Source organism: Methylobacterium sp. E-046 (assembly GCF_022829625.1).
Lineage (GTDB): Bacteria > Pseudomonadota > Alphaproteobacteria > Rhizobiales > Beijerinckiaceae > Methylobacterium > Methylobacterium longum.
Window position 1 is genome coordinate 1 of sequence record NZ_JAKSYP010000033.1, and the last position, 26,226, is coordinate 26,226.

Here is a 26,226-nt window from a genome sequence, read left to right on the forward strand (position 1 = left end):
AACGGCGCACGGGCTGGATGCCGTCGAGAGCAAGGGCGATGCGAACCGCACCGGGACGGCGGAGGGCGCAGCCCTGTCCGGCACGCTCAAGCTGGATATGGCGCAATGGTACAGGCCGACCGCCGCAGGGTATTTCAGGCGGATCGGCAAGGCGGCGATCATGGCCGACCTTGAGGCGATGCGGAACGCGCCCCCTGCCCCGTCATGGGCGAAAATGAAGAAGGGCGAACTGGCAGCCCTGGCCGAGCGCGAGGCGGAGGCGCATGGATGGATGCCGCCATTGTTGCGCTGACCGAGAGGGGAAGGAGGGGCCGCACGGCCCCTTTTTCTTGTCCGCCAGACGGCAGGATGGAAGGGCGCATGCGCCCGCTTACGACGCGCCCACAGGGCTGCGCCCTGCCCCGCGACCCCTCCCCTGTTGATGCGACATCACATGCGCGCCAAATCCAGGCTCGCTTTAGTGGGTTGAGCGAGTTGATGGATTTCAAACGTATCGCGGATGGATCACACTGCTAACCGGTTCGAGCTTGGCGCATGCAACCCACGAACGGCCACGGAAATTTCTGACGCGCTGCTGGGGACGTTAAAATGCCTGTCGATGTCGCCAACCTACATTACGTGCTGTCTGCGATCGCCAGCACAGGCAAGATAATTGAGACGTCCATTTCGCTGCTCAGCAAAGGCATGCGAGCCGATTACGACGCTCTTAAAATCGAGGCCGACAGATATGCCGAGGATCTGATCGCCCAGGACGATCCCGATAAAATCGACAATCTTGCGGCCAGTGTTCCGGAGAAAATACTCGAAACGGTAAAAGATAATATTCGCCAGCTGCACATGCAGGTTGCCGGCACGTTGAAAAACCTCGGTATGGACTTGCCGGAAATCGAGAAGCGCGTGGACGACGATCATGGGCGTATATGTTTTTACATCGTCCAGTTAAGTAAGTTCGGAGAAATCCCCGAAAGCATGCTGGTCATCTGGAAAAACAGTAAGTGCGCCGATAAAGGATTTGCATTAGCTTAAATGCGCGCAACCTTAGGAGGCAAATGATGACTATTTTACTTGCGGACAATCTAGCTGAAGAAGCTCTTATCGCGGCGTCTGTCGCAGGCAGCAAAAAACTCGTTTCGGGCCTGATCGAGGCCGGTGTCAAAGCAGGCTCAACGCACGGCGCGGCATTGGTCGCTGCCGAATTCAACGGGCATGCTGATGTCGCGACAATATTGCGGAACCAAATGGTAAAGGAAAACGCTGAAATTCCTGACTGGAGAAACCCGAATTTTTCGATGAAGCCGTAGCGCTGCTGTTCATGCCGAAAGACAAGGCGCCCTCAGGGCTTCGCCCTGTCCCTTTCCGGCCGGATCAGTGGCGCCTCTGATGGCTATGCTGCTTGCGCCAGTCCCAGGGCGGAACCGGATTGCCGGCCCACAGGCCGACTCCATGGATGACCGCCTGCCCTTGCGCGTCATCGTACACGTCCTGCACCCTGAAACGGTCATACGCCCAGGCATTGCCGCTGCCGATCATGACCAGCTCGACATCCTGCCCGTTGCGATGCACGACGCCCACGATGCGGTCGAAGCTTTTGGGGAATGAGCGGCCGCCATGGGGCGGTTCGATCTCGACCGTTTGGCCGAGGATCAGCTGCGCCAGCATGGCCGTGGCGTTATCGCCGTAAGGCTGATCGTGTTCGGGCGCGTCGATCCCGAAGATCCGTACGCGGATTTTCTGCATGCTTTCCATGACCGTGAACGTGTCGCCGTCGGCGATCTTCGTCACTGTCGCGGGGAAGGCGTAAGCGGTGAAGGCGAATAGCCAGACCAGCATGAATATCGGAAGTCTCATATCCCCGATCATGCCCTGAATTGCACAGTATAATCCAGCCGGTTCGTTGATCGATCCAGAACGGTTGCAGCGCCTTTAATGACGTGGCGGCATCGATGTGCGACAGCGCGCCTTTAGATCTTTTCAATGCAGCCGACGATCCAGGTTCCCGGCCGGCATGCGCCGGACAGTCAGAGCGAATTCTCCTGCCGCGGGCCAGCCCCGTTCTCATTACCGGCCATGCCCATCCTGCCGCACGCGGCGGGCCTTCGTCGCAATCCCGAGCCCTGCGGGTGACGCCAGGGTGTCCCCGGCCTTCGCAAGCGCTGCCAGGCCGGGCGATCCCCCTCCCCGTCGTCAGGCCTGCGCCGGTCCCGCCGATGCGGCTCCTTCGGATGACATGGCCGGCAATGAAGCCGGCCCGCTCAAGAAGGAAGAAAACGCATGACTGACACTGACGCAACCAAGGGCCGGAAACCCGACCTGACCGCCTACTTCGTCGCCGATCGAGACGGTGCGCCGTGGATAGCGATCGGGGCCGCCTGGACCCACCAGGACGGCGAGGGCAGCAGCCTCAAGCTGGATCTGATCCCGAACGCCCCCGGCCGGATCGTCCTGCGCAAGCCGAAAGCGGCCGAAGCCGAAGGGGGCGCGCAATGATCCTCTTCACCAAGCCCCAGCTGGCAAAGCTGCTCGCCAATGGCACCGCCACCGCCGCCGCCCTCGCGGCGGGGCGGGAGCCGCCGGACCACAAGCCCGTGGTCAAGCTGTTCACACCGGACGCAGCCGCGACCTGGCTGCTGACCGAGATCGACCCCGACGAACCGGATATCGCGTTTGGCCTGTGCGACCTCGGCATGGAGTGCGCCGAACTCGGCAGCGTCAGCCTCGCCGAACTCCGCGCCCTGCGCGGCAGGCTCGGGCTTCCCGTCGAGCGGGACCGCCATTTCGAGGCGACCCACCCGCTATCGGTCTACGCCCGCGCCGGGATGGAGCATGGCGCCATCGTTACCGACCCTAAGCGGCTTGACCAGGCGGCCGCGGCCGAAGAAGTCGGCTGATGCCGCAGCAGGAGGCCCGGCACCGCGTCGGGCCTCTTCTGTCGGCAGGATGCGAGGGCGCACACGCCCGCTTACGACACGCCCCAGGACGTTCGCCCTGCCCCGCGTTCCCGCCCTGCCTCGGATATCAGGCCGTACCGTTCCAGATGTCGAGCAGCCGGCGCGTGACGGCCGCCGCGTTCTCGGCATCGCCGTCGCGCCGCGCCAGGTCGAGGTCGCTGACGCCATCGAGCAGCGGCAGGATCATCGACGGCCGGATGCGAGGATGGTTGATGACGTCGCCGTCAAGGAAGCGACCCACCGCTTCCCGCGCCATGTCGCCGGCCGCATCGAGGATGCACAGCGCGGACCTGGCCGCGTTGGCCGTCCCGTCGGAGGCCGGCACGTCGAACGGCCCCCGTTCCAGCATGGCCCGCAATTCGTCGCCGTCCTGCTGTTCCATCATTTGGACCGCCACGACGAGCAGCTGGCATGCAAAGGCGCCGGCCTCCTGACCGCGTTCCGCCGCCAGCCGTTCGAGGCGGAGCTGGAGATGGTCGGGGATTGCTATGGTGTCCGGCATCATGGCGAAGCCTCCCGTGATATCGGCATCGTAAGGCCGTCTGCGCTATGTAGCGACCAAACGGGATCGCCCTGCGGGTCGGCAAGGACGAGTCCTGAAGGTTGTCCAGGTGCGTTGAGGTGGAATCGGTTGGTAAGGCGGAAGCCGCCTCACTGAGCTAATTTAAAGGCACAGGGCATGCCAAAAAAATCTGTAGAGTTAAATCGTAATTGGGACGGTCTTTCCGATCAAGAATGGCTAGATTTGCTGACCGCGTCGCGCAAAATCCCTAGCGGCGAAGCCCTAGAGCTTGTAAGAAAATTTGCTGAAGAGTTGGCAAGCGAAATTGGGAGCGCGGCGCGTGTAAATATCAGAAGCGTTGAAGGTTTTGCGACAATCTTAGAAGAGCCCAATAGTGACAGGTTGGCCAGGATCAGGCCACCTAGCCTAGTCCGCATCGAAGTTGACTCGGCTGAACAAATTCAAGCGGCTATAAATCTGGCAGATCCAAGTTCTGAGTCGGAATTTTTATTAAAGCAAGCCCGTAAGCAATATTTTGTCCGCCGCTTCCGCAACTATTTCGTTAAGCCTCATCCGGCAGGTGCACGCTACCTAGCCATTGTTATCGAAGTGCCACTAAAGCATTTTGGCGCATCCGTCTTTGAGATCAGCATCAGCCACAGAGGCATGGATGAAGTGCATGCTGAAATAGAAGCAGCATCGAGAGGTAAAAGACATGCAATTATACAGGGAGCTAAAGCAGAAAATAGAGACACATTAACCTACGCAGAAGGTCGCCATTTTAAAGATTTAGTCGATTTGGCCCGTGAATCTTGCGACCGTATCGCAGAAGAACTCGGTCTACAAAGGCCAAAGGTTGAATTAGATCTACCCTTAACTGGTCAAAATGCTATAAGTTATTTTCGTAAATCAACTTCTGCCAGTGAAAAAGTGTCTATATTTGAAGAAGTTAAAGCAGCTGTAAAAGCTGCACTCGACCGTTTTGATGTATCCGATGCTGAAAAAAGCGCCGTGATCACGGATATTTATAACGAGCGCGCATCGCTTACAATGCACAATCGAGACGTAGAAAAATCGACGGAAGAGAACTGTATTAACCTAGAAACTGAACGCACGTCTAAACCGATTTGGAAGATTTCTAAATCTCAATATCTGGGGCCTTGGGATTTTCTTGAGAAAAATTATGGCCGCAACGGGTTAACATGGCCTGATATTATAAATTCAGATCGTGATCTATATTTTGCTCTTAAAAACAACATCCGCCGCAATAACGGCAAGATGCCGGAAGGCTTTGCCATTCTGGATCGCGTAGCGGTGACGGATCAGAAACTTGCAGAAGTAAGTGACGAAGAACGCCGTAAAGCTTCAGCATTAAGTAGTGCCTTGCAAAGACGGCGCATCAGAGGCCGGGGTGCGGCGTTGCGCCACACCGAGCCGCGTTAAACAACGAACCGTCGCAGATTGCGTTTGTACGTAGAACGTCAGACATTCCTGGTGCGCGCTCTGGAAGCGTGCTTGCAAACCTGGAGAGTGTCGTGGCCAAGAGCGGCTATCTAGAGGGCACGCGTGCTGCCCCCGGAACACCTGCGCCCCTCAACGTTCCTTACGTTGTGAAAGACAATTGGCAGCTAGGTAACAAGAAATAACAAAATAGACCGAGGCCGGACGCTTCTAAAGCGCCCGGCCTTTTTTGTTTATGAGCATTCGTTACCCGATGATGAGAGGAGAATTAGCAATGGCGACGTGGAGACAGCCTGGACGGTGCGAGAAGTGCGGAAATAGCGATTGGAAACCGATCCTCATCCACTTTCCATGCCAATACTGCCGACTCGGAAAAACCCGTTACGAATGCAGGTGATCGCCGCAACAGCATAGGCGGGACTGTTTTCGGTCCCGCCTCATCTAAACTTCCGAGGGCTGGCACTGATAGCGCCGCCCCAGACCAGTGCGATCCACCTTCTTGAACAATCCCGCGACGGCCCCACTGTCGCGTCCCCTCAGCCCGTCAACCGACAGGTGCAATCGTGAGAGGTACCGAAACCAATTCGTCCCCGGTCGGCATGATGCCGCCGATGCAGTCCCCGCCATCATCCAGCCCAGGGCGGGTCATGTCCGCAGTCCGGGTCTTTACCGGCCCGGCCGTCATCCTCGGCATGGCTCTTTTGGCTCTTCACGTCCTCATGCCGACAGGGCGCGGCCCGGCAAGCTGGTTGGGAAGCTTCTACGGGTGGATCGAAGCTTCAGACATTCTGGCGAAGCGCGGACCGTCTATCGAGTATGAACGGGACAAGGCCGCGGCCATAGCCCAGGCGCAGATGGAATTGGAGGTGCTGCGTCATCAGATGACGACCCTCTACGAAGCCATGGCCGCGCAGACCGCCATGGCGAATGCGGCCGACGTGTTCTGCGTCCTCGGCCAGCTGGGTAGCGGCATCCAGAACAACGACATGCGCAACGCCGCGTCGGCCATGCGCCAGTCGTGCGGCTACGGCGATGAAATCCGCGCGCGCCAGCAAGCTCAATATGCCGACCTGGCCCGCAGGGGCGCCGCCATCGCCTCCCGCATCAACCGTCTGAAAGGGGAGTGACCAGCCATGGCGAAGGACGCTCGGGCCGGGCAGCGGGCGTCCATCGCCCGCACGAGCCGGGTAAGGCAGGAACGGGCCGACAAGGCCGAACAGCAGCGCGCAGCGGCCGCCCGGCCGACCGCGCAGTGGAAGGAACAGGAGCGCAAGGTCGAGGAGCGCAAGGCCACCGAGCGTGCCTCTGCCGAGGAGAAGGAGGCGGCTAAAAAGGCCGAGGCCGAACATAAGCGGGAGGAGGCCGCCAAGGCCGCGTTGAAACGGGCCGACGATGTGAAGAAAAAGACCGCGCAACGCCGCGAACGCCAGTTGCAGCAGGACGCAAAACGCGAATTCAACCGCAAGGCCGAGGGCGACAAGATAGCGGCGGCGAAGGCCGAACAGATCAAAGAGGCCGCCCGGGTAAAGCGTGCCGAGGCGATTGTCGGCACGCGCGAGAAGGCGCAACTGAGCGACCTAGTGGCCGCTCAGCGTTACCAAACCGGCCAGATGCGCGCGGCGCATCGTGCTGAGATCGAGTCCCACCGCCACAATATCGGTGGCGGCCATATCCATCATGCGGTGAAGATCGGGGCGATCGACGCGGCCGAGCGGCGTGACTTAAAGGCGCTCGATCAACAGCGGAACAGCATTGCCGGTCGCGTTACCGCCTTAGCCCGGCCGGGGCATTTCGCGCGGCAGGAAAAGGCCATCGCCGAGCGCCACGAAGCCGATCGTATGACGAAGCACCGGGACCACGAGGCGTTGAAGGAGCGGCAGTTCACCGCCATGCAGGCGGCCCGGTTGCGGCAAGCCCACGAGCGCAAGGCCGGGATGGAGACGCATCGTTTCGAGACGCTGGCGCTGCGTCATGCGCAACAGACCAGTCGGCCCCACCAGGTCGAACAGCACAAGGCCGCGATGCAACGGGTTGAGGCTCGCCAGGTAAAGGAACAGGATCACAAACAGGAACGCAGCAACGGCCATGATCGCGACCAGGGCTTGCAGCGGTCGCAGGTGCCGGCGTGATCCTCGATAGCGCCAAAGGAGGGGGCATGTTCCGGAAGGCGAAGCCCCCTCCTCCCTCCACGACGAAGCTATCCGACCCCGGCGATGTCATCGCCGATTTTCCCCGCGGCGTCGCGGCGACCGGTAATGAGCGCCCGACCGCTTCCGCCCGCTGGCTGTCATCCGACGAGCTGGCCGCCCGCGTGCCGCACTGGCGGCCGGGCATGTTCCTCATCGGCCGCGACCACACGGGCCGGCCCTACGGCATCGCCGATGACCGCCACATCCTGACCGTCGCCGGCAGCCGCGCCGGCAAGGGCGTGTCCCTGATCGTGCCGAACCTGCTGTTCTGGCCGGGGAGCTGCCTCGCCATCGACCCCAAGGGGGAACTGGCGACGCTGACCGCTTCACGCCGGTCGGCACTGGGCTCGGCATGGTCCCTCGCCATGGACCCCGGACAGGGCAAGGTGTTCGCCCTCGATCCGTTCGAGCGCGTCTCCGGCCCGGCGGCCAGGTTTCGTGCCGCCTTCAACCCCCTGGCCGACCTCGATCCGCAGACCGAGCGCGGCATCGACCTGTCATGGATGATCGCAGACGCGCTCGTGATGCAGTCGAAGGGCGACGGAGCATTTTGGACCCAGAGCGCGCGCGCCTTCCTGCGCGGCGTCATCCTCTTTGTCGCCGCGACTGAGCCGCCGGCATCGAAGACCCTGATCCGCGTTCGGGCGCTGCTGACCCAGCCCCGCGACGAGTTCGAGGCGATGCTGGAACGCATGAAGGCGCAGGGCGACCTGATCGCGGCATCGGCCAACGCCATGATCAACCGCCCGCCCAATGAGCGCCAGTCCGTCCTTTCGACCTGCGAGGTGCATACGGCCTTTCTCGAAGGCCCGTCGATGCAGCGCGTCCTGCGCACGTCGAACTTCAGGCTGGAGGATCTGAAATCCGAGCGTGTGACCGTTTATCTCTCCCTTCCGGCGACCAAGCTGTCCACGCATGGCCGTTGGCTGCGCATGATGGTGGCGCTCGCCATGGACGCCATGGAACGCACCGGACCCGCCCCGGCCGGCAAGCCGCCCGTCCTGTTCGTTCTCGATGAATTCGCCGCCCTCGGCCACATGGAGACGGTCGAGTCCGCGGCCGGGCAGATCGCGTCGTTCGGCGTGAAGCTGTGGCCGATCGTGCAGGACATCACCCAGCTGCAGCGCGACTACGACAAGGCCTGGGAGACGTTCATGGGGAACGCCGGCCTTCTTACCTTCTGGGGCAATACCGACCTCACCACGACCGATCATATCGCCAAGCGTCTCGGCGATACGGAAGTGATCCGGGCCGTCATCAACGCCAACGAGACGTGGCAGAGAACGACCGGCCGCAGCGTGCCGGATTGGCTAGGCGCGCTCGCCGGCATGGGCAACGCATCGACCACGGCCGGCGAAAGCCAGACAGGCGGGCGAACCCTGAACCAGCAGCTTGCCCGTACGTCCCTCATGGCGCCGGACGAGATCGCCCGGCACTTCGCGCGTGACGCCGGCAACATCCTGGCGGCCATCGCGCAGCCGGATCTGCCGGCCTTCGCCCTGCACCGCTTCTCCTATTTCGGGAAGGAGGACGCCGCCCTGTTCGGGGGGCTATACGATCCGATGCCGGAGCAGAAGCCGCCGCACACGACGGCAGCAGAGCGCGAGTCGCGCGACCGTGACAGGCTTTGGCATGTCCCGGTCCAGTGAAGCAGGCAGGGGGTTTTCCTCCCGCGTGCCGGCCTCGCCGCCTGTCGGCCGGCTGGCTGACTTGCCATACTGGCAGCCCTTCACAGGGCATCGTCGCGCGGGAGGAAAGCCTAAATGCGCACTTAAGTCAGAATTGCAGGGGACGGCCGGGCAGAGCCCTAACAGCAACATGCTGTTTCGCCCCCTTCAATTCTGCAACCGGCAACAGAGTTGCCTCGTGCGACCTGCGGTGCCCGATCGGTCCTTGGACCGATGGCTGTCCTTCGGCCAGCTTATGCGCGCCCCTGACGGGTCGCACATCATGATGATTGTGAAGAGGGCCAGACGACGGAGCTGAAGGGATGCGGGTTCTCGAACTGACCGCCCATGTCCAGAGGATCAGACGCCGCGACGGTGCATCCGCCACGGCCGCAGCGGCTTATCGATCGTGCGGGGTGATCCGGGACGAGCGGACGGGCATCGTTCACGACTACCGGCGCAAGGGCGGGTTGGAAGGCACAGGCCTGGCCGTACCGAAAGACGCGCCGGAATGGGCGGGCGACCGGGGGCAGTTGTGGAACGCGGCCGAGATGCGGGAACGCAACGGACCGCGCGGACCGAACGCCATGGCCTTCCGCCAGGATGCGATCGTCGCCCGCGAGTTCATGTTCGGGTTTCCCGCCGAGCTGTCCCAGGCCGGCCGGTCGCGTGTTGCCGAAGCCGTCGCCCGTCACCTTGTCGATCGCTACGGCCTGGCCGCCGATTTTGCCATTCACCAGCCGGGCAAGGAGGGCGACCACCGCAACCATCACTGCCATATGCTCACCACGACGCGCCAGCTGACCCCTGACGGGCTTGGCCGCAAAATCCGCGACCTGGACCAGTGGTCGAACGGACCGCGCCACATCAAGGCGTTTCGGGCCTTCCTGGCCGGCACCATGAACGAGGCGCTTGCGGCCGAGGGGCAGGCCGCACGGGTCTTTGTCGAGCATCGCAGCTTCAAGGATCGCGGCAGCAGCCAGAAGGCGACGCGCCACAAGGGCAAGGCCCAGACCAATGCCCGTCGCCAGCAGATGCAGCAGGATCGCGCCGCCTGGATGAAAACCGAACGCGACCGCCAGACCGAACGGCACAGGGAGGAACGCCGCGCCCTCGATGCCCGCCATGAACAGGCGCGCGCGGCGAGAGCCACCCTGCCCTCCTCCGATACCCGCGCTTTCGCCGCCGTGCTGTCGAAGGAGTCCGCCGCCATGACCGAGCGGCATGCCGCCGAGGATCGTCAGCTGGACAAGGCCATGGCCGCCCGTGTTGCGTTCGATCGCGTCACCGAGAGCCTGGAACGGCGGGCGGAAGTCGGCCGGGGCGAGCGGGACCACCAGCACGAGCGGGACGGCTACGACCGTTGACCGTCCGCTTGACCGGAATCGTCGTATTGTCTTCAATGTCGCAAGAGAAAACGGCCGTCATTATCTGTAGATCTGACGGTTCAAGGCCGTTTTCTGACCCTCACTTATGGGAATGACTTAACGATAACTTTACGGGATTTGGTTATCCTCGATTGAAGGGTAGCCAGATGTGTTTTTGCTAGCAAAAACCTCTGGCCAAGGGGGACCGATCCCCCTCTGGACACCCTGTGCGGGCCGGCATGAACCGGCTCGTGATGGTGGTGAATGGTGGAGCATGGCAAGGCCGAAAAAAGCGCCGCACGAGCAACGCAGCCGTCAGGTCAACGTCCGCATGACTCTGGCCGAACTGCTCGAACTCGAAACCCTCGCGGCCGGCCTCGGCATCACGCCCGCCGACTTCATCCGACGCCGCAGCTTCGGCTATTCGCTGCCGCGCCGGCCGGACGCGCAGGAGGCGCTGCTCAAGGCTGTGGCCGTCCTTGCCGCCACCGGCAACAACCTGAACCAGCTTACCCGCCACGCCCATGCCGGCCGCCTGCCCCATGCCGACCGGCTCGCGACCGTGCTGGACGAGATCGAAGCCCAGCAGGAGCGCATCTTCCTGATGCTGGATCGCTTCGATGACCCCCGTGGTCACGAAGCTCGGCCGCAGCTTTAAGGGCGCTTTCGCGTATTACCTGAACGACAAGCGCGGCCCGGACTCGGACGGCACGACAGACACGCGCGTCGCCTGGACCGAAACCATCAACCTCACCACGGCCGACGTGAAGAACGCGGCCCGCGTCATGGCGGGGACGGCGACCTCGACCGCGGCCCTGAAGAAGGCGGCCGGCGTGAAGGCCACCGGCCGGAAGCTCGAACGGCCGGTCTACGCCTATTCGCTGTCCTGGCACCCCGACGAGCGGCCGACCAAGGAAGACCAGCTGGAGGCGGCGCGGGCCACCCTCGCCCTGCAGGGGCTGGAGGAACACCAGGCGGTGATCCTCGCCCATACCGACACCCAGCACGCGCACGTGCATATCGTCGTGAACCGGGTTCACCCGACGACCGGCGTTGCCGCCAAGCATGGCAATACCAAGCTGGCCCTGTCCCGTTGGGCGCAGGCCTACGAAAAGAGCCGGGGCCGCATCTTCTGCAAGGCCCGCGTCGAGAACAATGCCCGCCGGGACGAACGCATGGCGGCCAATGATCCGCGCGCGGCGCGTCCCGTGTTCGAGTTCGGCCGCTCTACGAGCAACGACAATCTGCGGACCGTCATGGCGGCCTCCGTGGAGAAGCAGCAGGACGCCCATCTGTATGCGATGGACCGCGCCTTGCGGTCGAGCCATGCCCGCCAGTGGCGGGCGCATGAACGGTTCTACGACGAAGCCGTGCGGTCCCTCCGCGCGGCAGGCATCCGCACCCTCGCCGCCATCGCGGGGCTGCGAGCGGATTTCCTGTCCCGGTGCGCCCAGCTTCGCGCGTCCCAGGCCCGGCAGCGCGAGGAACAGCGCACAGCCTGGCGCAGGCGCAGCAACGAGCGCCAGACCAACCGCGCCCGCTTCGACGGCAGGGACGCGCGCCGCGCCGCGAAGGGCGGCAGTCGCCGCCGCATCATCGAGGCCGTCGATCCGGCCGAGATCATCGCCAGCCTGACCGAACAGGCCTCCACCTTCACGCGCGGCGACCTGGTGCGCCATCTCTGGAAGCATTACCCGCCCGACGTGCTGCGCCAGGCCATCGCCGCCGTCATGGCGTCGGACGAGCTGGTTCATGTCGGCACCGACCCGAACGAACGCGCCCGCTACACGGCGCGCGACCTGCACGCCCTCGAACGCCAGATGGTCGCGGATGCGCAGACTATGCACGAGGCCCGCCGCCAGGCGGTCCCCCCTGCCCTCCTCGCCATGGCGTTGTGCGGCAGTCCCATTACCCTGTCGGCCGAGCAGGACGCCGCCTTGCGGCATGTCACCGGACCGGAAGGCTTGGCGGCCGTGGTGGGCTTCGCGGGCGCAGGCAAAAGCACCCTGTTCAGCGTCGCGCGGTCAGCGTTCGAGGCGCAGGGCTGCCGGGTCCGCGGCGCGGCCCTGTCCGGCGTGGCGGCGGACTCCCTAGCCCACGGCGCCGGCATCGAAAGCCAGACGCTGCACTCCCTGCTTCATTCGCTCGATAAGGGGCGCGACCGCCTAACCGACCGGGACGTGCTGGTATTGGACGAGGCCGGCATGATCGGGTCGCGCCTCATGGCGCGCCTCCTGAAACATGCGCGGGCGGCCGGCGCGAAGGTCATTCTGGTCGGCGACCCCGAGCAGCTGCAAGCCATCGAGGCGGGCGCCGCGTTCCGGGCTATCGTGGAGCGGTACGGCGCGGCGCGCCTGAAGGAAGTTCGCCGGCAGCGTGAGGCATGGCAGCGTGCGGCGACCGCCGCGCTTGCGACGGCGCAGACGGCCGATGCGCTCGACCGCTATGAGCGGGAAGGCATGGTGCATGCGCACGCCACGCACGCCGACGCGATGAAGGCGCTGATCGGACGATGGAACGAGGCCCGCCGTGCGGTGCCCCATCAGTCGCACATCATCCTGGCCTATACCCGCGCCGACGTGCGCGCCTTGAACGACCGGGCGCGGGCCATCCGCCGCGCGGCCCATGAGATCGGCGTCGGGCAGAAGGTGGAGACAGCGCAGGGCGTGCGCGAGTTCGCGCCCGGCGACCGCATCTATTTCCTGAAGAACGACCGCGACCTGAACGTGCGCAACGGCAGCCTTGGCACCGTCGAGCGCATCGCGGGCGACTATCTGACCGTGCGCCTCGATGACGGCCGCAGCCTCGCCATCGACGTGACGCTCTATCCGCATCTCGATCACGGCTATGCCGCGACCGTTCATAAATCGCAGGGCGTCACCGTGGACCGCGCCTACCTGTTCGCCTCCCGCTACATGGACCGTCACGCCGCCTATGTCGGCATGACTCGGCACCGCGACCGCCTCGACGTGTACTGGTCGGCCGACGAGATCCCCGACCGCGCCGGCCTCGCCCGTATTTTCGGCCGTGACCGTGCGAAGGATACCAGCCTGGATTTCGGACCCGCGCCCACCTAGTGGCGCCGCGCTGTAAGCGCGTTGTTAGCAGTCTGTGAACAGCTAGCATGATAGCAGTGTGTGAACAGATAACAGTATGTTAACTGCTAACAGTTTGTTTGCAGTCTGTGATCTGCTTTTGGCATGTTTACTGTTGACTGACTGTTAGCAGTTCCGGCAGCATGGTCGGAAGCGCATCACGCGCACGACCTTCAACCCTTGTCCAAGGGGCCACCATGCCAACCATCGTCTTTGCCAGCCCGAAGGGCGGCGCAGGCAAATCAACGTCCGCCGTCATCCTCGCAACCGAACTGGCGGGGAAGGGCGCGTCGGTCACGATCATCGACGCCGACCCGAACAAGCCGGTGTCCCGTTGGGCCAAGCGGCCCGGCACGCCGGCCACGCTCAACGTCATCGCCGACGTGACCGAGGACAGCATCATCGACCAGATCGAGGACTCGGCCCGCAAGACCGCCTTCGTGATCGTCGATCTGGAAGGCACGGCGTCGGCCATGGTCGCTTACGCCATGAGCCGGGCCGACCTGGTCATTATCCCGACGCAGGGAAGCCAGCTCGACGCGGCCGAGGCCGTGAAGGCGGTCAAGCTGGTGCGCACGCAGGAGAAGGCGTTCAGACGCATCATCCCGGCCGCGATCCTGTTCACCCGAACCAGTGCCGCGATCCGGCCGCGCACGCTGCAGGCGATCGAAACCGAATTCATGGAAGGCGGGGTGAGGGTGCTTGCCACGCAGATGCATGAGCGCGACGCCTTCCGCGCCATCTTCGCGTTCGGCGGCTCGCTGTCGGATCTCGATCCAGCCCAGGTCAGCAACATCCAAGCGGCACGGAACAACGCGCTCGCCTTCACGGGCGAAGTGCTGGCGATCCTGAAGCCGTCCGCAGCCGCCAGCCAGGCGAAGGTGGCGTGATGAACAAGCCCCGCGCCAGCATCTTCGACGGTGATGCGGACGACATCGACGTGTCCGCATTCGCTCCCAAAACCGCATCCGATCCGGCAGCACCGCCGGCGGAGGAGGTGAGGGCCATCGCCGAGGCGGCGAATTTCCCGAGCCGCGAGGTGAAACGTCAGCCCATGGCGCCTGCCGCCATAGCGGCGCCTGCACCCGCACCCGTTCAGGCTCTCCCGGCAAAGCGCGAGCCGCGCCGTCACCGGACGGGCAGGACCGCGCAGTTCAACGCCCGCACGACGCCGGATACGGTCGAGGCCTTCTACGCGATCGCCGATCAGCAGGGCTGGCTCGTCGGTGAAACGGTCGAACACGCGCTCGCGGCCTTGCAGCGCGAGCTGAAGGGGCAGGGCAGGGGGGCCAAACCGGGCTCGGCCTGAAAACCTTGCGGGCCGCGGATACTATGAGGTTTTCGGGGAAGCGGCGCAGCCGGTCCCCGACCGACGCAAGCGACTGAAGGATCGAGCGTTTTTCATGGCCCGACTGGCTGGAAGCCCCGCAAATGTGAGGTTTTCGGGCATGTGTATGAAACTGCGTCCTGTAAAGTTTTCATTTTTAGCGACGACGGCGGTGATGTACGATCCCCTATGGCCGAACAGAAGACAGCGCAGCTCCTGACCCTGGACCTGACGCCCCGCAACCGCGAGGCGATCAAGCCGGCGGAGCTGATCCAGATCACCGGCCATCACCTCCTGACGCTGAACGCCCGCCGCGCCATCACCATCCTTTGGTACAATGCGCACCGCCAGGGCATCCAGGAGGGCAGGGACTACACGGTCGAGATCGACGACCTCAAGCCGGATAGCCACAAGGGCTACGAGATGGTCGAGGAGGCTGTCGAGGCGCTGATGCGCACCATCCTCAACGTGAAGACGCCGACCGGACGGACACGGGTCCAGTTCCTCGGCGGCAACGACATGGACGACCCCGAGCGGCCCGCCGGCGTCCTGACCTACAGTTTCGACAAGCGGCTCATCAAGATGCTGGCGAAGTCCACTATCTGGGGCAAGATCGCCTTGCCGGTCCTGATGGCCTTCACCTCGAAATACGCCGTCAGCCTCTATGAGAACGTGGCGCAGCTGGTGAATTTGGAGCGGAAATCGCACCATGTTTACACGCTCGACGAGTTCCGCGACCTCCTCGGCGTCCAGCCCGGCCGCTACCGCACGTTCGGCGAGCTGAACAAGCACGTCATCAAGCCGGCTGTGGACGAGATCAACGCGCTCGCCGCTTTCAGCCTGAGCGTGGTGCCGAGCAAGCAGGGCAAGAAGGTCACGGAAGTCGCGGTCGGCTGGTGGCAGAAGGACCCCGACGCCCTGAAGGAGGCCTTCCAGGAAGTGCATCGCACCAAGCTCGGCCGCCGCGCCCGGATCAGCGGGATCACCGAGACGGTGTCGCCGGCGCAGCCTTCGATCGGCCGTATGATGCGGCAGGACCGCAAGCGGCTGAAGCCCCCGAAAACCTCATAGTTGGTGCGTGCCGGTGCCTATGAAATCAGGCACTTGCAGGCGCCAGAAGGGCTTCCCCGAAAACCTCATAGTTGGAGGGGGAGCCTGTGGATAAGTTAACGGAGATTTACCGTTCCATCCCCGGAAACCTCATAATAACGCCCCGAATTCCTCATAGTACGCCCCGAATCTCTCATAGTAAGAGGGCGTTTTTCCCCGAATTCCTCACAGGAGTCCCCGGAAACCTCATAATTAAAGTTACAAGCCATTGATCCAGCTGTTTGATCCGACCCGGAATGTTAGAATCTTTTGAATCATTGAAAGAAGAAGAAGCGGATAACCGGGCGTCCCGCTGATCGCGGACAGGCTCTAGGGTCATGCCGACCCCGGCACTTCGTCGCCGCCCATACGGGTGACGATCCTTGACGCAGAGAGGCGGTCCTGACGGGCTGCAATCGGACGGGCTTACGCCCCCCTCTATGAAAGTATCGCTAACGCGGTCTGAGAATCGGAATCGGGCGCAGCCCGATACTTTATGATTGCCCGATGCACCGATCGTAGCACGACGGACGGACCGTCAACGGCTCCGCCGTCCTCCGCTAACGCTTCGGCCCCTCACGGGGTGACTGGTCCGCCCTTACGTGCAGCATCATAATTGTTCGGGACGAAGGCATATTCTTCTTCGCCTCCGGCTCGGGATCGAACAAAGGCATAAAAAAGAGAGAGGCTTGGCAGGAGAGGGGTAACGGTGAGTGTTCGGCGTTGCTTTACACGACACAGAACCCCTGCTAAGCTTCTTAGAATCTCTATAGGTCGGATTATGGACGACGAAATCTACACAATGAAGAATCCTGCCCACCCCGGCAGTTTTATACGAACGGAAATCATCGGGGTGCACAGGCTTTCCGTTACCGATGGCGCCGAAATTCTTGGCGTGACCAGGCCGACCCTCTCCCAGCTGCTGAACGAGCGCGTGTCCCTGTCGGCCGACATGGCCCTGCGGATCGAAAAGGCGTTCGGCGTGAAGATGGACACGCTGATGCAGATGCAGAACGCTTTCGATATCGCCCAGGCCCGCGGCCGCGAGGATCAAATCAAGGTCGCCCGCTACGTCCCGCAGCCCAAACCCGACCAGTTGCCGGGTCTGTCGTGACCGTCATCCATGGGGATTTCCGGCCGTGGACGGCCATCATCACGAAGCGGAAGACCTACCTCCTGCCGCCCGACGCCATAGGGGTGCCGGTCGAGGATCGGTTGCAGGACGTGCCGGACTGCATGAAGGGCATGAAGTTCTGGCAGACCGAGGACGGGGAAGTGCTGGCGCGGGGCGCGCCCATGCAGTCCGTTGTAGATTGACCGCTGACCCCCGATTTTTTCGCGCCTGAGGGCCTCTATCTAAATTGGGTTGGGTCATACACCCGAAAATTTCGCGGCCCTGTATGAGCTTTAAATCGCGGAAATGCACTATTCCACCCTTACTGACGCAAGCGGAAACTGTCCGACGCCGCCCACGGCCCGCTAAATCGATCTAAACGGGCATCTACGGCCGACCGGCAGTTCCGCGAAGCTTGGCTGCAATTTCGACTGGATAGATGCCTTTCAGCGCATCGGCATGGTGCCGCCGTGCCTATCCGGTTAGCCTGCCTCGAATTCCGGCCGGGGAGACGTCCTATGCACCTCGAAACGACCTGGGACGTCCAGATCGACGAACACGGCGTGATCGACGGACGGGAACTGGCCAGGCAGATGATCGCCTCCGCCTACCTGGCGCTTGTCCCCTATGTCGATGCCTGCCCCGCCTGCGCCGACGATCTATTCAGCGCGATTGCCAACAAGGCTATTCACGACGTGCGGCAGGAAGGCATGACAGGCGCGGGCTTGTATGTTGGCCCGACTCCGGCGCACCTATCCCAGGCCGAGGCCGAGGAAGCGCATTTGCGGGCGTCCGTTGAAACGACGCGCGCCATGCTTGAAGGCACCGGCCATCATCACCACTGACCGGCCCGCCATGCACTACCGGCTTGTCTCTGACGTTCATTCGGAATTCTGGCCGGAGAACCCCTACAGGGCAGGGAAGCATATCGACCGGCTGCTGCCGCCTTTGCCCGACGACCGGGACACCGTCCTGCTCCTGGCCGGCGACACGGGCTCCTATCGCCGCCGCAACATCTACCGCGCCGTGATCGATCGCCTGTGCGACCGCTTCAATGCCGTGGCCGACATTCCCGGCAACCATTACGGCTATGGCGGAGAGTGGGACGACGACACCGCCCCGGCCGAGCGGGACAATTATCGCTTCGGGCCGGCCTTCCAGTCGTTCGGCGTAACCGCCTGCACCCTCTGGACCGACTTCGACGGCGGCAACCCGGAGATCGAGCGGGAATGCCAGGAGGGCATGAACGATTTCCGCCGTGTGCGCGGCCTGACTGTCGATGGCGTGAAGGCCCGCCATGCGGAACAGGTCCGGTTCCTGGCCGAGCGCATGGAGCAGGGCGGTATCGTCATGACCCACTTCGCGCCGTCGCGCCGGTCGCTGCCAGCAGCGGAGGAGGGTAACGCCTTGAGCCACTACTACGCGACCGACCTTGAACGCCTGATCCTGGACCGGCGCCCCAGCAGATGGGTTCACGGCCATATCCATGCCCGGTCCGACTACCGCCTGGGCGCTACCCGCATCCTCTGCAATCCGGCCGGATATGACGGCCGCGACCACGATCCACGCCTGACGTTCGAGGCGTAGCCCCGCCCGCCGTCAGTTCAGCATCGTGACGATTTCCATGACGGTTTCACCGTCCCGCACGAGGGCGACGCCGCGACGGCCGCAGAAGGCCCGCCAGCTCTCGATAGGGCTGTTGAAGGCAACCAGGTCATCGCCCGGCCGCATCACCGCCTTGAGCCGTTCCCACTGACCGTTGACGCCGCCGAAGGGCTTGGCGAGGGCAGGGACGGACGGCACGCCGGGATTTTCGGCTTCGGCTTGTTCGATCGTGATTGCGCGCCTGTCCATTCGATCCTCGGGTTCAAATGCGAGCCTGGCAGCTTAACACGCGCGCCGTGACGCCTGCCTTGGCAGGTTCGTTCTTCAGTCCCCCTTTACGATCGTGACGGAAGATGCGCTTTGCGCATGGTCAAGCTTCATGGACGCTGCAGCCGCAGAGATCATTGTTGAGGAAATTGTCAGCGGGCTGTATGTATAAAATCCTAAATAGGATAATATCGGGCAGGGAACGATAATAACACCATGCGCCATGCTTGTTATACAAACTAAAAATTTGGCTGTTGAGACGAGCAGCCCGGCGGAAACGCTCAACGCAGCCAGGATCATGGCACGGGCACTTGCAGAGGCAACACCAGAGATTGACCGGCTGCCGCTGGCCCGTGCCTTTTGCTATCGCCTGGTCGCGGCCTGGTGGAATGTTCTGACCGAGGGCGACCCGGCTTTCCCGCTTCGCCCATTTCTGCTGCCGCTCCCCGAACTGAATTACCTGCCCGAGCCTGCAGCCGCTTCGGCTGACAGCATCGGCCATGCCGCTGCAGCCGTAGACCCGGAGACGGCTGTTTATTCGATCGGCCTGACCTACACGGGGATGCTGCCGCCGGCTTTCCGCGCCTCTTACGGGATCTATTACACGCCTCCCCAACTAACGACGCGCCTGATCGAACAGGCGACGGCGGCCGGTGTGGACTGGACCCGCTGCCGCGTCCTGGACCCGGCATGCGGAGGAGGGGCGTTCCTAGCCCCCGTTGCCCGTCGCATCCTGGAAGCCCTGCCGGACGTGACGCCGGCCATTCTGGTCAAGAATATCGGTAGCCGGCTGCGCGGGTTCGAACTGGACCCGTTCGCGGCTTGGCTGTCCCAGGTGACGCTCGAAGCCGTCATGCTGCCCGTCTGCCGGCAGGCCGGTAGCCGCCTGCCTGTCGTAGTAACGGTGTGCGATAGCCTGCAACGCAAGCCGCCGCGCGACCGCTTCGACCTGGTGATCGGCAACCCGCCTTACGGCCGCGTCACGCTTGCGCCCGCAGACCGTACCCGTTTCCGCCGTAGCCTGTACGGCCACGCCAATCTCTATGGCCTGTTCACCGACCTTGCGCTGCAGCACGTCCGGCCGGGTGGCATCGTCGCCTATGTGACGCCGACCAGCTTCCTCGCAGGCGAGTATTTCAAGAACCTCCGCGCCCTCATCGGAGCCGACGCGCACCCCGTCACGGTCGATTTCGTGGCTAGCCGCAAAGGCGTATTCGAGGACGTGCTGCAGGAAACGCTATTGGCGACCTATCGCCGGGGCGGCGACAAGGTGCCGGCGGCAGCGTTCGAGGTCATGCCGGGCCGGAACGGCCCCGCGCAGGTTACGCCGACCGGACCGTTCATGCTGCCGGCCGATCCCTCGCAACCCTGGCTGTTGCCGCGATCGACCGCACAAGCCGTGCTGATCGAATGCCTTTTGACCATGCCACACCGGCTGGCCGATTGGGGTTACCGCGTCAGCACGGGTCCCCTCGTGTGGAACCGCTTCAAGCCGCAGCTGCAAAACCGGCCAGGGCGCGGCCGGCTGCCCCTCATTTGGGCCGAGGCGATCACGTCCGACGGCCGTTTCGTGTTTCGCGCCGAGAAGAAGAACCACGAGCCGTATTTTGCGCCCAAGCCGGGTGACGAGTGGCTGATAACCCGCGAGCCGTGCGTCCTGCTGCAAAGAACCACCGCCAAGGAGCAGAGCCGCCGGCTGATCGCCGCCGCCCTGCCTGCGTCCTTCCTGGCCGAACACAAGGCCGTCGTGATCGAGAACCACCTCAATATGATCCGCGCCGTCGAGGCCAAGCCTGCCGTCGCGCCGGAAGTGCTAGCCGCCTTCCTCAACAGCGGCGCTGCAGACCGCGCTTTCCGCTGTGTGAGCGGCAGCGTTGCGGTATCGGCCTACGAACTTGAGTCGATCCCCTTGCCCGATCCGGTCACCTTGAAGCCTTTGGCGGCATTGATGAAGCGCAGTGCGAGCCGGGCCAGGATCGAGACTGAATGCGATCGCCTCTATGACGATGGCGGGGCCGTCTAATGGCTGGCATACCTGCCTATGTCCCTTGGAGCCTTGTTGCCGAGCGCCTGCCTCTGATCTTCCCGGAGGGGACGCCGAACCGCAATTATTGCGTTCGGGAAATGGCCGCCAAAACCGTATTCTGCGCCCTCTATATCGGCGCGGTCGAGGGCGAGGACCGTTATCTGGGGCCGGTCCATGTCTACCGCATGACTGAGGAGCAGGCGGCGCTTGCCAACCAGACCGACCGCGATGCCTACGCCGCTGCAGTCGTGAAGAAGAACGGCGCGGTGCCAGGCCGGCGATGGTATGCCGACAACAGCCGCGAACCCCTCCGCGATGAGACGTTGCGCGAGGGTTTGGTTGCCGTGGGTGCCGTGCTGCGCCGCGAGGATTTACCGACCACATCGGGCATGCCCCGTTACGCGCTGAAAGCCGCCTTTGCGGCCCTGTTTGATCCTGTGCTGTCCGGTATGGCCCTTGAAGCCGCCATTGCGACCTTCCAGACAACGCACTTGAGCCGGTCGGCGCGTGCCCGCGTCTCCCTCATGCTGGCCGGCGCGGCCGGCAGCAGTGCCGGCGTACTGGTGACGTTTCCAAACAGGGAAACCCGCAACCTGTCACCCGGCCCCAGCTCGATCATTTCCAAAGCCGTGGTCGAGGAATTCGCGTCACGTTTCCTCAAGCAGCCGGCAGTGCTGTGGCTGAGCGAAAGCGGCAACAAGGTCGTGGCGAGCGATGACAAGCTGGCAAACATCATCGGCCTGAAAATCGAAGCCGATAAGAACCTGCCCGATCTAATCATGGTCGATCTGACGCCCCCCGATCCGCTATTGGTGTTCATCGAGGTTGTGGCGACGGATGGCGCAATTACCGACCGCCGACAGGCCGCAATCTATCAACTGACAGACGCTGCCGGCTTCCCGCGCAGCCAGGTCGCTTTCTTGACAGCCTATCAAGACCGGGAGTCGGCCGGTTTCCGCAAAACTGTTTCCGGTCTAGCTTGGGGATCGTTCGCTTGGTTTGTATCGGAGCCCGATCAAATCGTTATTCTGAGGGATGGCGCAGCGAGCAGAGCAAGTCTAAGCGACCTGATATAAATTTTGACCAAGGAATAGATAATGGGACGTAGTCCACGACCGCAGGATATAAGCTGGTTTTTAGATCTTTACGATAAGGGGCAACTAAACCTTGATCCGCCTTATCAGCGGCGCAGTGTATGGTCGCGCCGCGATAAAGAATTTTTTATCGACACAATTATGAATAACCTTCCGGCGCCTCCGGTGTTTTTGCACAAAACGCTAGACGAATCAGGCAAGCAGACCTTCCACGTCGTCGATGGTAAGCAACGAATACAAACAATTATTGAATTTAGAAACAATAAGGTCCGGCTGCCAGAGGAATTCTCCGACTCTAGTATTCGCAAAAAGCGTTGGAATGATCTTGAACGCAAGTGGAAGGAGCTTTTTTGGAACTATGAGCTAGTGGTAGAGCAAATACCTGACATCTCTGATGCATCTATTAAGAATATATTTGAGAGAATAAATCGTAACGCGCGTAAGTTGACGCAGCAGGAATTACGGCATGCTAAATATGACGGCTGGTTTATCAGAACAGCTGAGGGAGAGGCAGAAAGTTTAGCTTGGAGAGAGTTCGGCCTAATCACTCCTGCTCGCGTGAAGCGTATGGCGGAGGTACAATTCATTTCGGAATTGATGATTCTTACGATCCGTAAAAAGATTGATGGCTTTGATCAAGATCACATAGACGACTTTTATGCAGCATTCGAAGACCTTGATGAACAGCCTACGTTTATTGAGGACAACTTCCGCGAAGATTTCTCCAGCATAAAATCGTACGTCCGCGATTTGATGGGGCTGGCCCCGGATATTATCGATTACTTTAAAGTTCAAGGACATTTTTATACGTTGTGGTCCTATCTGGCGACAAAAGGTAATGATGCGTTGCCGGTCAGTGAACTAGCCCCTGTTTATGCAAAGTTTTTGGGTGATGTAGCTGCCGTGATTGGACAGCTAAAAAGTGAGGAAACTCCACAATCAGCTGAGTCAAGCGACTATCAGCGCGCTGTTCTAAGTTATGCGCTGAACCTCCGAGGAGCGAGTACCGATCTAGCGCCAAGACAGGCGAGGCTCACAAATTTGCTGAGCGTTCTTGGCCAGCCGGAACTAGCTGCCGATGAAGATTAATAGAACGGTGCGCGATATATACGCAGCGGCGGAAGAAAAATACAAACGGCTGTCGGATGAAGCGAATGTAAAATTAAAGCCCCCTGTCGAGGAAAGAGGCTGGTTTTTCAAGTCTCGTGTCAAGGCGCTCGAAAGCTTTGCCCTGAAGTTGGAGACTGGTCGGGTCGACAAACCTTCCGAACCAGAAGATTTTTACGCCTGCACAATCGTCGTTCCCACGCAGCTTCATGTCGAGCAAGCCGAAGAGCTGGTACGAAGCCTTTACCATGTAAAGACGCGACGGCCGGAACGCGATGGTTCGACACATAAAGAAGCATCTAGCTTTGTATTTGACGATTTGCGACTCTATGTGTTGCGCGGCGAGGGGAGCAGCGCCATAAACCTGGATCTTGAAGACCTAAAATTCGAAATTCAGATCAAAACGATCTTACAATTTGCTTGGGGTGCAGCAACGCACGACCTGATCTATAAAACGGACTCGGTTAGCTGGCCTAAAGAACGAATTGCCTATCAGGTCAAGGCCATGCTCGAGCATGCAGAGTTAGCGATATCTGAAGCAAGCACTCTCTCACGGTCATCAGCTGTCGCGAAGCAGGACAGCCGTACAGCTGATATTCTCAAGATAATTGAACAGGTTGAACGCTTTTGGGCTGCTGACGCATTGCCGGCCGATCGCAAACGATTGGCTGAAAATATTCGAGCGGCGCTTTCTATCGCAAAAATTAAAGCAGAAGATTTGTTTGCGTTGCTCGAAGGAGAACAACGAAGATTTGGATTGGTACCTCGCGAGTTATCCCCATACGCTTTTGTTGTTCAGGCATTAGCGAACACGCCTAGCGTAGATCTAGAAAAGAAACTACGCGGAAGCGGTAGAGGTAAGCTCCTGATACACTCGGGGATGGAGCTGCCCGCCTGGATGCGCTCACCGCACAGTCGGCTTATCGATTTGGATGCGCCCACCCCGGTCGTAGATCAATCTACACCTGCAAGGGCACAAGCGGATGCCGCAGGCGATCCTCCCCCGGTGTTCGACCCTGCACCGCCTGATGGACAGCGGCGGTCAGACGCCCCTATGACAGCTGATAAAAATCAAACGGCACCCAATCTTTCGGACCCGGAACCGTCGCCTGAACAGCAGTAAGGAAGGCAGAAGAATTGTGGAGCCAAAAATTCCAGCAAGTCTCAACGATTTGATGGAGCATGACGTGCTTCGCCCCAATGCGAAGCTGCACGGTGAGATCGATGGGCATTCGGTCGAAGCGACGTTGAATGCCGATGGTTCTCTGACCGCTGACGGCAAGGCATACGGTTCCCTTTCTGTTGCTGCCGGTTCGATGATCACTGCCAGGACCGGAAAAGTATCTTCTAAGCGCTCCTACTACGCCTGCAACGGCTGGCTTTTCTGGCATGTGCGTGATGGTAATGGTGACTTGTGGCCGCTTAACAAAATCAGAGAGCAGGTTAATAAGAAGTCGTTAAAAAGACGGGTGGATATGATGTAATGGACTTCGAGAAATCTTGGCGTTTCAGCAGCCCCGGTGCTGTATCGAACGATGTCGTGAACGCCTTCTATGAAATGATAGAGCAAATTGCGCGCCAAGGTGACACCAAACGGATTGTTGAATGGTTCAAGGCCGCGTTTTACGGAGGAAGCATCGGATGGAGCAGCAATTTAGGCTGGGCGTGGTCTGATCTAAGCACCGCCATGAGCCGAGCTGCGGAAAATGGACCGCTGTTCATCGAGGCTTTTTGGGAGACGTGCGTTAAGCTGGACGAGGAGGGGCTTGCTGTTCCAGATGCGGCTCATATCAACCGGGTCCTCGCGGAGCATTCGGCCGGATACGAACTTCAACCACCTCGCCTTGTCGCAACGAATGCCTATGCACCCATTACCGTACCGCCGCCGGCACCCTCGCTGGCAGCGCAGGCGAGCGCATTGATCACGGAGTCGCTCGATGCCGCCGACCGACTTTTAGGGGAAGGGCAGGGCCGGCGCGCTGTTCAGGAGCTGCTTTGGCTCCTCGAAACGATTTCGACGGCGTTCCGTGGCTTGGGCGCCAGCGACAGCAGCGTGCAGGGCAAGTACTTCAATAAAATCGTGAATGAGATGCGGGCCCAGGGGAAGGGGACCGCTCAAGAGCAGATCCTCACTTGGATGACGACCCTGCATGGCTTCCTTTCATCGCCGACCGGAGGGGGCGTCCGGCATGGCACCGACCTGCAGGCTGGCATAGCCATTCAGCCGCACGAGGCACGACTCTACTGCAACCTAATCCGCAGCTATCTTACATACCTTATCCAGGAGCATGAACGTCAGGCTGCGGGTCTCCGCCTATAGGCAGACCTCAAATATGGGTACGCTTTCAGGCACTTTCCACGTCGTATGCTTTGAAGCTGTATATGGCGCTCGCTAGGCAATGACGCAGATCTTTCAGAAGGACCCGTGATGGCAGCGGTGCGCTCATCACGCCGCCTTCTCCTTTTTAGCGATCCTTGCAATAGTGGAGCGGCTGCAGCCTGTCGCAGCTTGGATTTGGCTCCAGGGCGAGCCGGCCCGCAGCATGGCTGCGATGCCTTCGTTTCGCTTTGCGTCCTCTTGGCGGCCCCTATAGAGCCCCGCAGCCTTTGCTTTCGCCTGCCCCTGAGCCTGGCGACGGCGGCGGTCGTTATAATCCTTGCGCGCTACGGCCGCGAGGACATCGAGCAGCATGCCGTTGATGGCCTGGAAGACGCGCCCGGTGAATTCATCGGCCGGCGTCGCCAAGCTCCATGAGGTAGGCAGATCTAGCGCGACGATGCGCACGCGCTTGGCGTCGATCTCCCCCCGCAGCTTCGTCCAGTCGTCTGAGGAAAGGCGGGAGAGGCGATCTACCTGCTCGATCAGCAGCACGTCGCCGGGCCTACAATCGGCCAGCAGCCGGAACAGCTCCGGCCGGGCCAGCGTCGCCCCACTCTCGTTTTCGACATAAGCCGCAGCGATCGTCAGGCCTCGCTCGGCCGCGAAGGCGTCGAGCTGCGCACGCGCCCGTGTTGCGTCCTGTTCAGAGGTAGAGGCGCGCAGATAGGCGCGGACGAACATGAAACCTGCCAATCGGTTCGATTAGAATAGGTGTCATGATATCGGTTCGATTAGAATGGTCAAGCTAATTATATGAGACCGCGCAACGACCGGTTCGATTGAGGCATACCCAAATCGTACTGACTATACGGCTAGTTATTGCTAGGTTTGGCTATTTGCAAAACGGGACCGAAATTTTTTATTGCAGCCCTTCAAAAGTGTCCAAGGAGGTCCACCTCGCGCTCGGCGCTCGCCCTCTAAGTGAAAAATACGGCGTACGCTCACTTGCAGAAATTCGTAAGAGATTTTACTTACTGCCCTGAGGCCG

28 protein-coding genes and 1 pseudogene are annotated in these 26,226 nt (G+C 61.4%); 25 read left to right on the top strand and 4 right to left on the bottom strand.

Annotated elements, in window-relative coordinates; genetic code table 11:
* From MKK82_RS01320 to MKK82_RS01330, 3 genes and pseudogenes are all read left to right on the top strand, one after another.
* Nucleotides 1–292: pseudogene (locus MKK82_RS01320) on the top strand (hypothetical protein); the annotation flags it as partial.
* A 296-nt stretch (nucleotides 293–588) separates the two neighbouring features.
* The gene (locus MKK82_RS01325) at nucleotides 589–1,026 is read left to right on the top strand and encodes a hypothetical protein (protein WP_243984370.1); all 438 of its coding nucleotides are present in this window, start codon (nucleotides 589–591) and stop codon (nucleotides 1,024–1,026) included.
* Nucleotides 1,027–1,052: 26 nt separating this feature from the next.
* Entirely contained in the window at nucleotides 1,053–1,301 is a 249-nt protein-coding gene (locus MKK82_RS01330; protein WP_243984371.1) for a hypothetical protein, read from the top strand.
* A 64-nt stretch (nucleotides 1,302–1,365) separates the two neighbouring features.
* Here MKK82_RS01330 and MKK82_RS01335 read toward each other — a convergent pair whose 3' ends face one another.
* On the bottom strand, nucleotides 1,366–1,830 hold the full coding sequence (locus tag MKK82_RS01335; protein WP_243984373.1) for a thermonuclease family protein: 465 nt from the start codon (nucleotides 1,828–1,830) through the stop codon (nucleotides 1,366–1,368).
* A 441-nt stretch (nucleotides 1,831–2,271) separates the two neighbouring features.
* Here MKK82_RS01335 and MKK82_RS01340 point away from each other — a divergent pair, with 441 nt between their 5' ends.
* Both MKK82_RS01340 and MKK82_RS01345 read left to right on the top strand, forming a co-directional pair.
* Nucleotides 2,272–2,487, top strand: coding sequence for a hypothetical protein (locus tag MKK82_RS01340; RefSeq protein WP_243960789.1), 216 nt, complete (start codon nucleotides 2,272–2,274; stop codon nucleotides 2,485–2,487).
* A complete protein-coding gene (locus MKK82_RS01345; protein ID WP_243984375.1) occupies nucleotides 2,484–2,888 on the top strand; it encodes a DUF2958 domain-containing protein in 405 nt (134 codons plus the stop codon). The genes MKK82_RS01340 and MKK82_RS01345 overlap by 4 nt, the downstream gene beginning before the upstream one ends.
* Before the next feature lie 127 nt (nucleotides 2,889–3,015).
* Here the strand turns inward: MKK82_RS01345 and MKK82_RS01350 are convergent, their stop codons facing one another.
* The gene (locus MKK82_RS01350; protein WP_243984377.1) at nucleotides 3,016–3,453 is read right to left on the bottom strand and encodes a hypothetical protein; all 438 of its coding nucleotides are present in this window, start codon (nucleotides 3,451–3,453) and stop codon (nucleotides 3,016–3,018) included.
* A gap of 174 nt (nucleotides 3,454–3,627) precedes the next feature.
* Here MKK82_RS01350 and MKK82_RS01355 point away from each other — a divergent pair, with 174 nt between their 5' ends.
* From MKK82_RS01355 to MKK82_RS01420, 14 genes are all read left to right on the top strand, one after another.
* Nucleotides 3,628–4,893, top strand: a complete 1,266-nt coding sequence (locus MKK82_RS01355; RefSeq protein ID WP_243984379.1) for a hypothetical protein — start codon at nucleotides 3,628–3,630, stop codon at nucleotides 4,891–4,893.
* Between the two features lie 665 nt (nucleotides 4,894–5,558).
* Nucleotides 5,559–6,038: a hypothetical protein gene (locus MKK82_RS01360; RefSeq protein WP_243984380.1), complete on the top strand. Its 480-nt coding sequence runs from the start codon at nucleotides 5,559–5,561 to the stop codon at nucleotides 6,036–6,038.
* 6 nt (nucleotides 6,039–6,044) lie between these two features.
* Complete coding sequence (locus MKK82_RS01365; protein ID WP_243984382.1) at nucleotides 6,045–7,040, top strand: hypothetical protein; 996 nt, start codon at nucleotides 6,045–6,047, stop codon at nucleotides 7,038–7,040.
* A gap of 26 nt (nucleotides 7,041–7,066) precedes the next feature.
* Nucleotides 7,067–8,749 carry a type IV secretory system conjugative DNA transfer family protein gene (locus tag MKK82_RS01370; protein ID WP_243984384.1) on the top strand — a complete coding sequence of 561 codons (1,683 nt, stop codon included), beginning with the start codon at nucleotides 7,067–7,069 and terminating at the stop codon, nucleotides 8,747–8,749.
* 341 nt (nucleotides 8,750–9,090) lie between these two features.
* The gene (locus tag MKK82_RS01375; protein WP_243984386.1) at nucleotides 9,091–10,134 is read left to right on the top strand and encodes a MobA/MobL family protein; all 1,044 of its coding nucleotides are present in this window, start codon (nucleotides 9,091–9,093) and stop codon (nucleotides 10,132–10,134) included.
* 274 nt (nucleotides 10,135–10,408) lie between these two features.
* A complete protein-coding gene (locus MKK82_RS01380) occupies nucleotides 10,409–10,792 on the top strand; it encodes a plasmid mobilization protein (protein WP_243984388.1) in 384 nt (127 codons plus the stop codon).
* Nucleotides 10,755–13,211 carry an AAA family ATPase gene (locus tag MKK82_RS01385; RefSeq protein ID WP_243984389.1) on the top strand — a complete coding sequence of 819 codons (2,457 nt, stop codon included), beginning with the start codon at nucleotides 10,755–10,757 and terminating at the stop codon, nucleotides 13,209–13,211. The genes MKK82_RS01380 and MKK82_RS01385 overlap by 38 nt, the downstream gene beginning before the upstream one ends.
* 215 nt (nucleotides 13,212–13,426) lie before the next feature.
* Entirely contained in the window at nucleotides 13,427–14,119 is a 693-nt protein-coding gene (locus MKK82_RS01390) for a ParA family protein (protein ID WP_243984391.1), read from the top strand.
* Entirely contained in the window at nucleotides 14,119–14,538 is a 420-nt protein-coding gene (locus tag MKK82_RS01395; protein WP_243984393.1) for a stability/partitioning determinant, read from the top strand. The genes MKK82_RS01390 and MKK82_RS01395 overlap by 1 nt, the downstream gene beginning before the upstream one ends.
* A 207-nt stretch (nucleotides 14,539–14,745) precedes the next feature.
* Nucleotides 14,746–15,627, top strand: coding sequence for a replication initiation protein (locus MKK82_RS01400; RefSeq protein WP_243984395.1), 882 nt, complete (start codon nucleotides 14,746–14,748; stop codon nucleotides 15,625–15,627).
* Between the two features lie 799 nt (nucleotides 15,628–16,426).
* Nucleotides 16,427–16,759: a HigA family addiction module antitoxin gene (locus MKK82_RS01405; RefSeq protein ID WP_243984397.1), complete on the top strand. Its 333-nt coding sequence runs from the start codon at nucleotides 16,427–16,429 to the stop codon at nucleotides 16,757–16,759.
* Nucleotides 16,756–16,962, top strand: coding sequence for a hypothetical protein (locus MKK82_RS01410; protein WP_243984398.1), 207 nt, complete (start codon nucleotides 16,756–16,758; stop codon nucleotides 16,960–16,962). The genes MKK82_RS01405 and MKK82_RS01410 overlap by 4 nt, the downstream gene beginning before the upstream one ends.
* Before the next feature lie 315 nt (nucleotides 16,963–17,277).
* Nucleotides 17,278–17,604: a hypothetical protein gene (locus MKK82_RS01415; protein ID WP_243984400.1), complete on the top strand. Its 327-nt coding sequence runs from the start codon at nucleotides 17,278–17,280 to the stop codon at nucleotides 17,602–17,604.
* The gene (locus tag MKK82_RS01420) at nucleotides 17,555–18,346 is read left to right on the top strand and encodes a metallophosphoesterase (RefSeq protein WP_243984402.1); all 792 of its coding nucleotides are present in this window, start codon (nucleotides 17,555–17,557) and stop codon (nucleotides 18,344–18,346) included. Before MKK82_RS01415 ends, MKK82_RS01420 begins: the two co-directional genes overlap by 50 nt.
* Nucleotides 18,347–18,358: 12 nt before the next feature.
* Here the strand turns inward: MKK82_RS01420 and MKK82_RS01425 are convergent, their stop codons facing one another.
* Nucleotides 18,359–18,613: a hypothetical protein gene (locus MKK82_RS01425; protein ID WP_243984404.1), complete on the bottom strand. Its 255-nt coding sequence runs from the start codon at nucleotides 18,611–18,613 to the stop codon at nucleotides 18,359–18,361.
* Between the two features lie 316 nt (nucleotides 18,614–18,929).
* Between MKK82_RS01425 and MKK82_RS01430 the strand changes: the two genes are divergently transcribed.
* From MKK82_RS01430 to MKK82_RS01455, 6 genes are read left to right on the top strand one after another with little or no spacing between them, the layout of a single operon-like run.
* Entirely contained in the window at nucleotides 18,930–20,654 is a 1,725-nt protein-coding gene (locus MKK82_RS01430) for a class I SAM-dependent DNA methyltransferase (protein ID WP_243984406.1), read from the top strand.
* Entirely contained in the window at nucleotides 20,654–21,733 is a 1,080-nt protein-coding gene (locus tag MKK82_RS01435; protein WP_243984407.1) for a BsuBI/PstI family type II restriction endonuclease, read from the top strand. Before MKK82_RS01430 ends, MKK82_RS01435 begins: the two co-directional genes overlap by 1 nt.
* A gap of 21 nt (nucleotides 21,734–21,754) precedes the next feature.
* The gene (locus MKK82_RS01440; protein ID WP_243984409.1) at nucleotides 21,755–22,840 is read left to right on the top strand and encodes a DUF262 domain-containing protein; all 1,086 of its coding nucleotides are present in this window, start codon (nucleotides 21,755–21,757) and stop codon (nucleotides 22,838–22,840) included.
* Nucleotides 22,830–23,981: a hypothetical protein gene (locus MKK82_RS01445; RefSeq protein WP_243984411.1), complete on the top strand. Its 1,152-nt coding sequence runs from the start codon at nucleotides 22,830–22,832 to the stop codon at nucleotides 23,979–23,981. The genes MKK82_RS01440 and MKK82_RS01445 overlap by 11 nt, the downstream gene beginning before the upstream one ends.
* Nucleotides 23,982–23,997: 16 nt before the next feature.
* Nucleotides 23,998–24,342, top strand: a complete 345-nt coding sequence (locus MKK82_RS01450) for a hypothetical protein (RefSeq protein ID WP_313902078.1) — start codon at nucleotides 23,998–24,000, stop codon at nucleotides 24,340–24,342.
* On the top strand, nucleotides 24,342–25,178 hold the full coding sequence (locus tag MKK82_RS01455; protein ID WP_243984414.1) for a hypothetical protein: 837 nt from the start codon (nucleotides 24,342–24,344) through the stop codon (nucleotides 25,176–25,178). Before MKK82_RS01450 ends, MKK82_RS01455 begins: the two co-directional genes overlap by 1 nt.
* A gap of 126 nt (nucleotides 25,179–25,304) precedes the next feature.
* Here MKK82_RS01455 and MKK82_RS01460 read toward each other — a convergent pair whose 3' ends face one another.
* On the bottom strand, nucleotides 25,305–25,919 hold the full coding sequence (locus tag MKK82_RS01460; RefSeq protein ID WP_243984416.1) for a recombinase family protein: 615 nt from the start codon (nucleotides 25,917–25,919) through the stop codon (nucleotides 25,305–25,307).
* Nucleotides 25,920–26,226 lie beyond the last annotated feature (307 nt).

Bases quoted from the DNA above. Each gene is read 5' to 3' on its own strand.
- MKK82_RS01375 (WP_243984386.1), top strand. From the start codon at position 9,091: ATGCGGGTTCTCGAACTGACCGCCCATGTCCAGAGGATCAGACGCCGC.
- MKK82_RS01345 (WP_243984375.1), top strand. From the start codon at position 2,484: ATGATCCTCTTCACCAAGCCCCAGCTGGCAAAGCTGCTCGCCAATGGC.
- MKK82_RS01445 (WP_243984411.1), top strand. From the start codon at position 22,830: ATGAAGATTAATAGAACGGTGCGCGATATATACGCAGCGGCGGAAGAA.
- MKK82_RS01455 (WP_243984414.1), top strand. From the start codon at position 24,342: ATGGACTTCGAGAAATCTTGGCGTTTCAGCAGCCCCGGTGCTGTATCG.
- MKK82_RS01330 (WP_243984371.1), top strand. From the start codon at position 1,053: ATGACTATTTTACTTGCGGACAATCTAGCTGAAGAAGCTCTTATCGCG.
- MKK82_RS01365 (WP_243984382.1), top strand. From the start codon at position 6,045: ATGGCGAAGGACGCTCGGGCCGGGCAGCGGGCGTCCATCGCCCGCACG.
- MKK82_RS01430 (WP_243984406.1), top strand. From the start codon at position 18,930: ATGGCACGGGCACTTGCAGAGGCAACACCAGAGATTGACCGGCTGCCG.
- MKK82_RS01435 (WP_243984407.1), top strand. From the start codon at position 20,654: ATGGCTGGCATACCTGCCTATGTCCCTTGGAGCCTTGTTGCCGAGCGC.
- MKK82_RS01385 (WP_243984389.1), top strand. From the start codon at position 10,755: ATGACCCCCGTGGTCACGAAGCTCGGCCGCAGCTTTAAGGGCGCTTTC.
- MKK82_RS01380 (WP_243984388.1), top strand. From the start codon at position 10,409: ATGGCAAGGCCGAAAAAAGCGCCGCACGAGCAACGCAGCCGTCAGGTC.
- MKK82_RS01425 (WP_243984404.1), bottom strand. From the start codon at position 18,613: ATGGACAGGCGCGCAATCACGATCGAACAAGCCGAAGCCGAAAATCCC.
- MKK82_RS01370 (WP_243984384.1), top strand. From the start codon at position 7,067: ATGTTCCGGAAGGCGAAGCCCCCTCCTCCCTCCACGACGAAGCTATCC.
- MKK82_RS01335 (WP_243984373.1), bottom strand. From the start codon at position 1,830: ATGCTGGTCTGGCTATTCGCCTTCACCGCTTACGCCTTCCCCGCGACA.
- MKK82_RS01440 (WP_243984409.1), top strand. From the start codon at position 21,755: ATGGGACGTAGTCCACGACCGCAGGATATAAGCTGGTTTTTAGATCTT.
- MKK82_RS01460 (WP_243984416.1), bottom strand. From the start codon at position 25,919: ATGTTCGTCCGCGCCTATCTGCGCGCCTCTACCTCTGAACAGGACGCA.
- MKK82_RS01325 (WP_243984370.1), top strand. From the start codon at position 589: ATGCCTGTCGATGTCGCCAACCTACATTACGTGCTGTCTGCGATCGCC.
- MKK82_RS01340 (WP_243960789.1), top strand. From the start codon at position 2,272: ATGACTGACACTGACGCAACCAAGGGCCGGAAACCCGACCTGACCGCC.
- MKK82_RS01390 (WP_243984391.1), top strand. From the start codon at position 13,427: ATGCCAACCATCGTCTTTGCCAGCCCGAAGGGCGGCGCAGGCAAATCA.
- MKK82_RS01415 (WP_243984400.1), top strand. From the start codon at position 17,278: ATGCACCTCGAAACGACCTGGGACGTCCAGATCGACGAACACGGCGTG.
- MKK82_RS01355 (WP_243984379.1), top strand. From the start codon at position 3,628: ATGCCAAAAAAATCTGTAGAGTTAAATCGTAATTGGGACGGTCTTTCC.
- MKK82_RS01395 (WP_243984393.1), top strand. From the start codon at position 14,119: ATGAACAAGCCCCGCGCCAGCATCTTCGACGGTGATGCGGACGACATC.
- MKK82_RS01400 (WP_243984395.1), top strand. From the start codon at position 14,746: ATGGCCGAACAGAAGACAGCGCAGCTCCTGACCCTGGACCTGACGCCC.
- MKK82_RS01405 (WP_243984397.1), top strand. From the start codon at position 16,427: ATGGACGACGAAATCTACACAATGAAGAATCCTGCCCACCCCGGCAGT.
- MKK82_RS01350 (WP_243984377.1), bottom strand. From the start codon at position 3,453: ATGATGCCGGACACCATAGCAATCCCCGACCATCTCCAGCTCCGCCTC.
- MKK82_RS01360 (WP_243984380.1), top strand. From the start codon at position 5,559: ATGTCCGCAGTCCGGGTCTTTACCGGCCCGGCCGTCATCCTCGGCATG.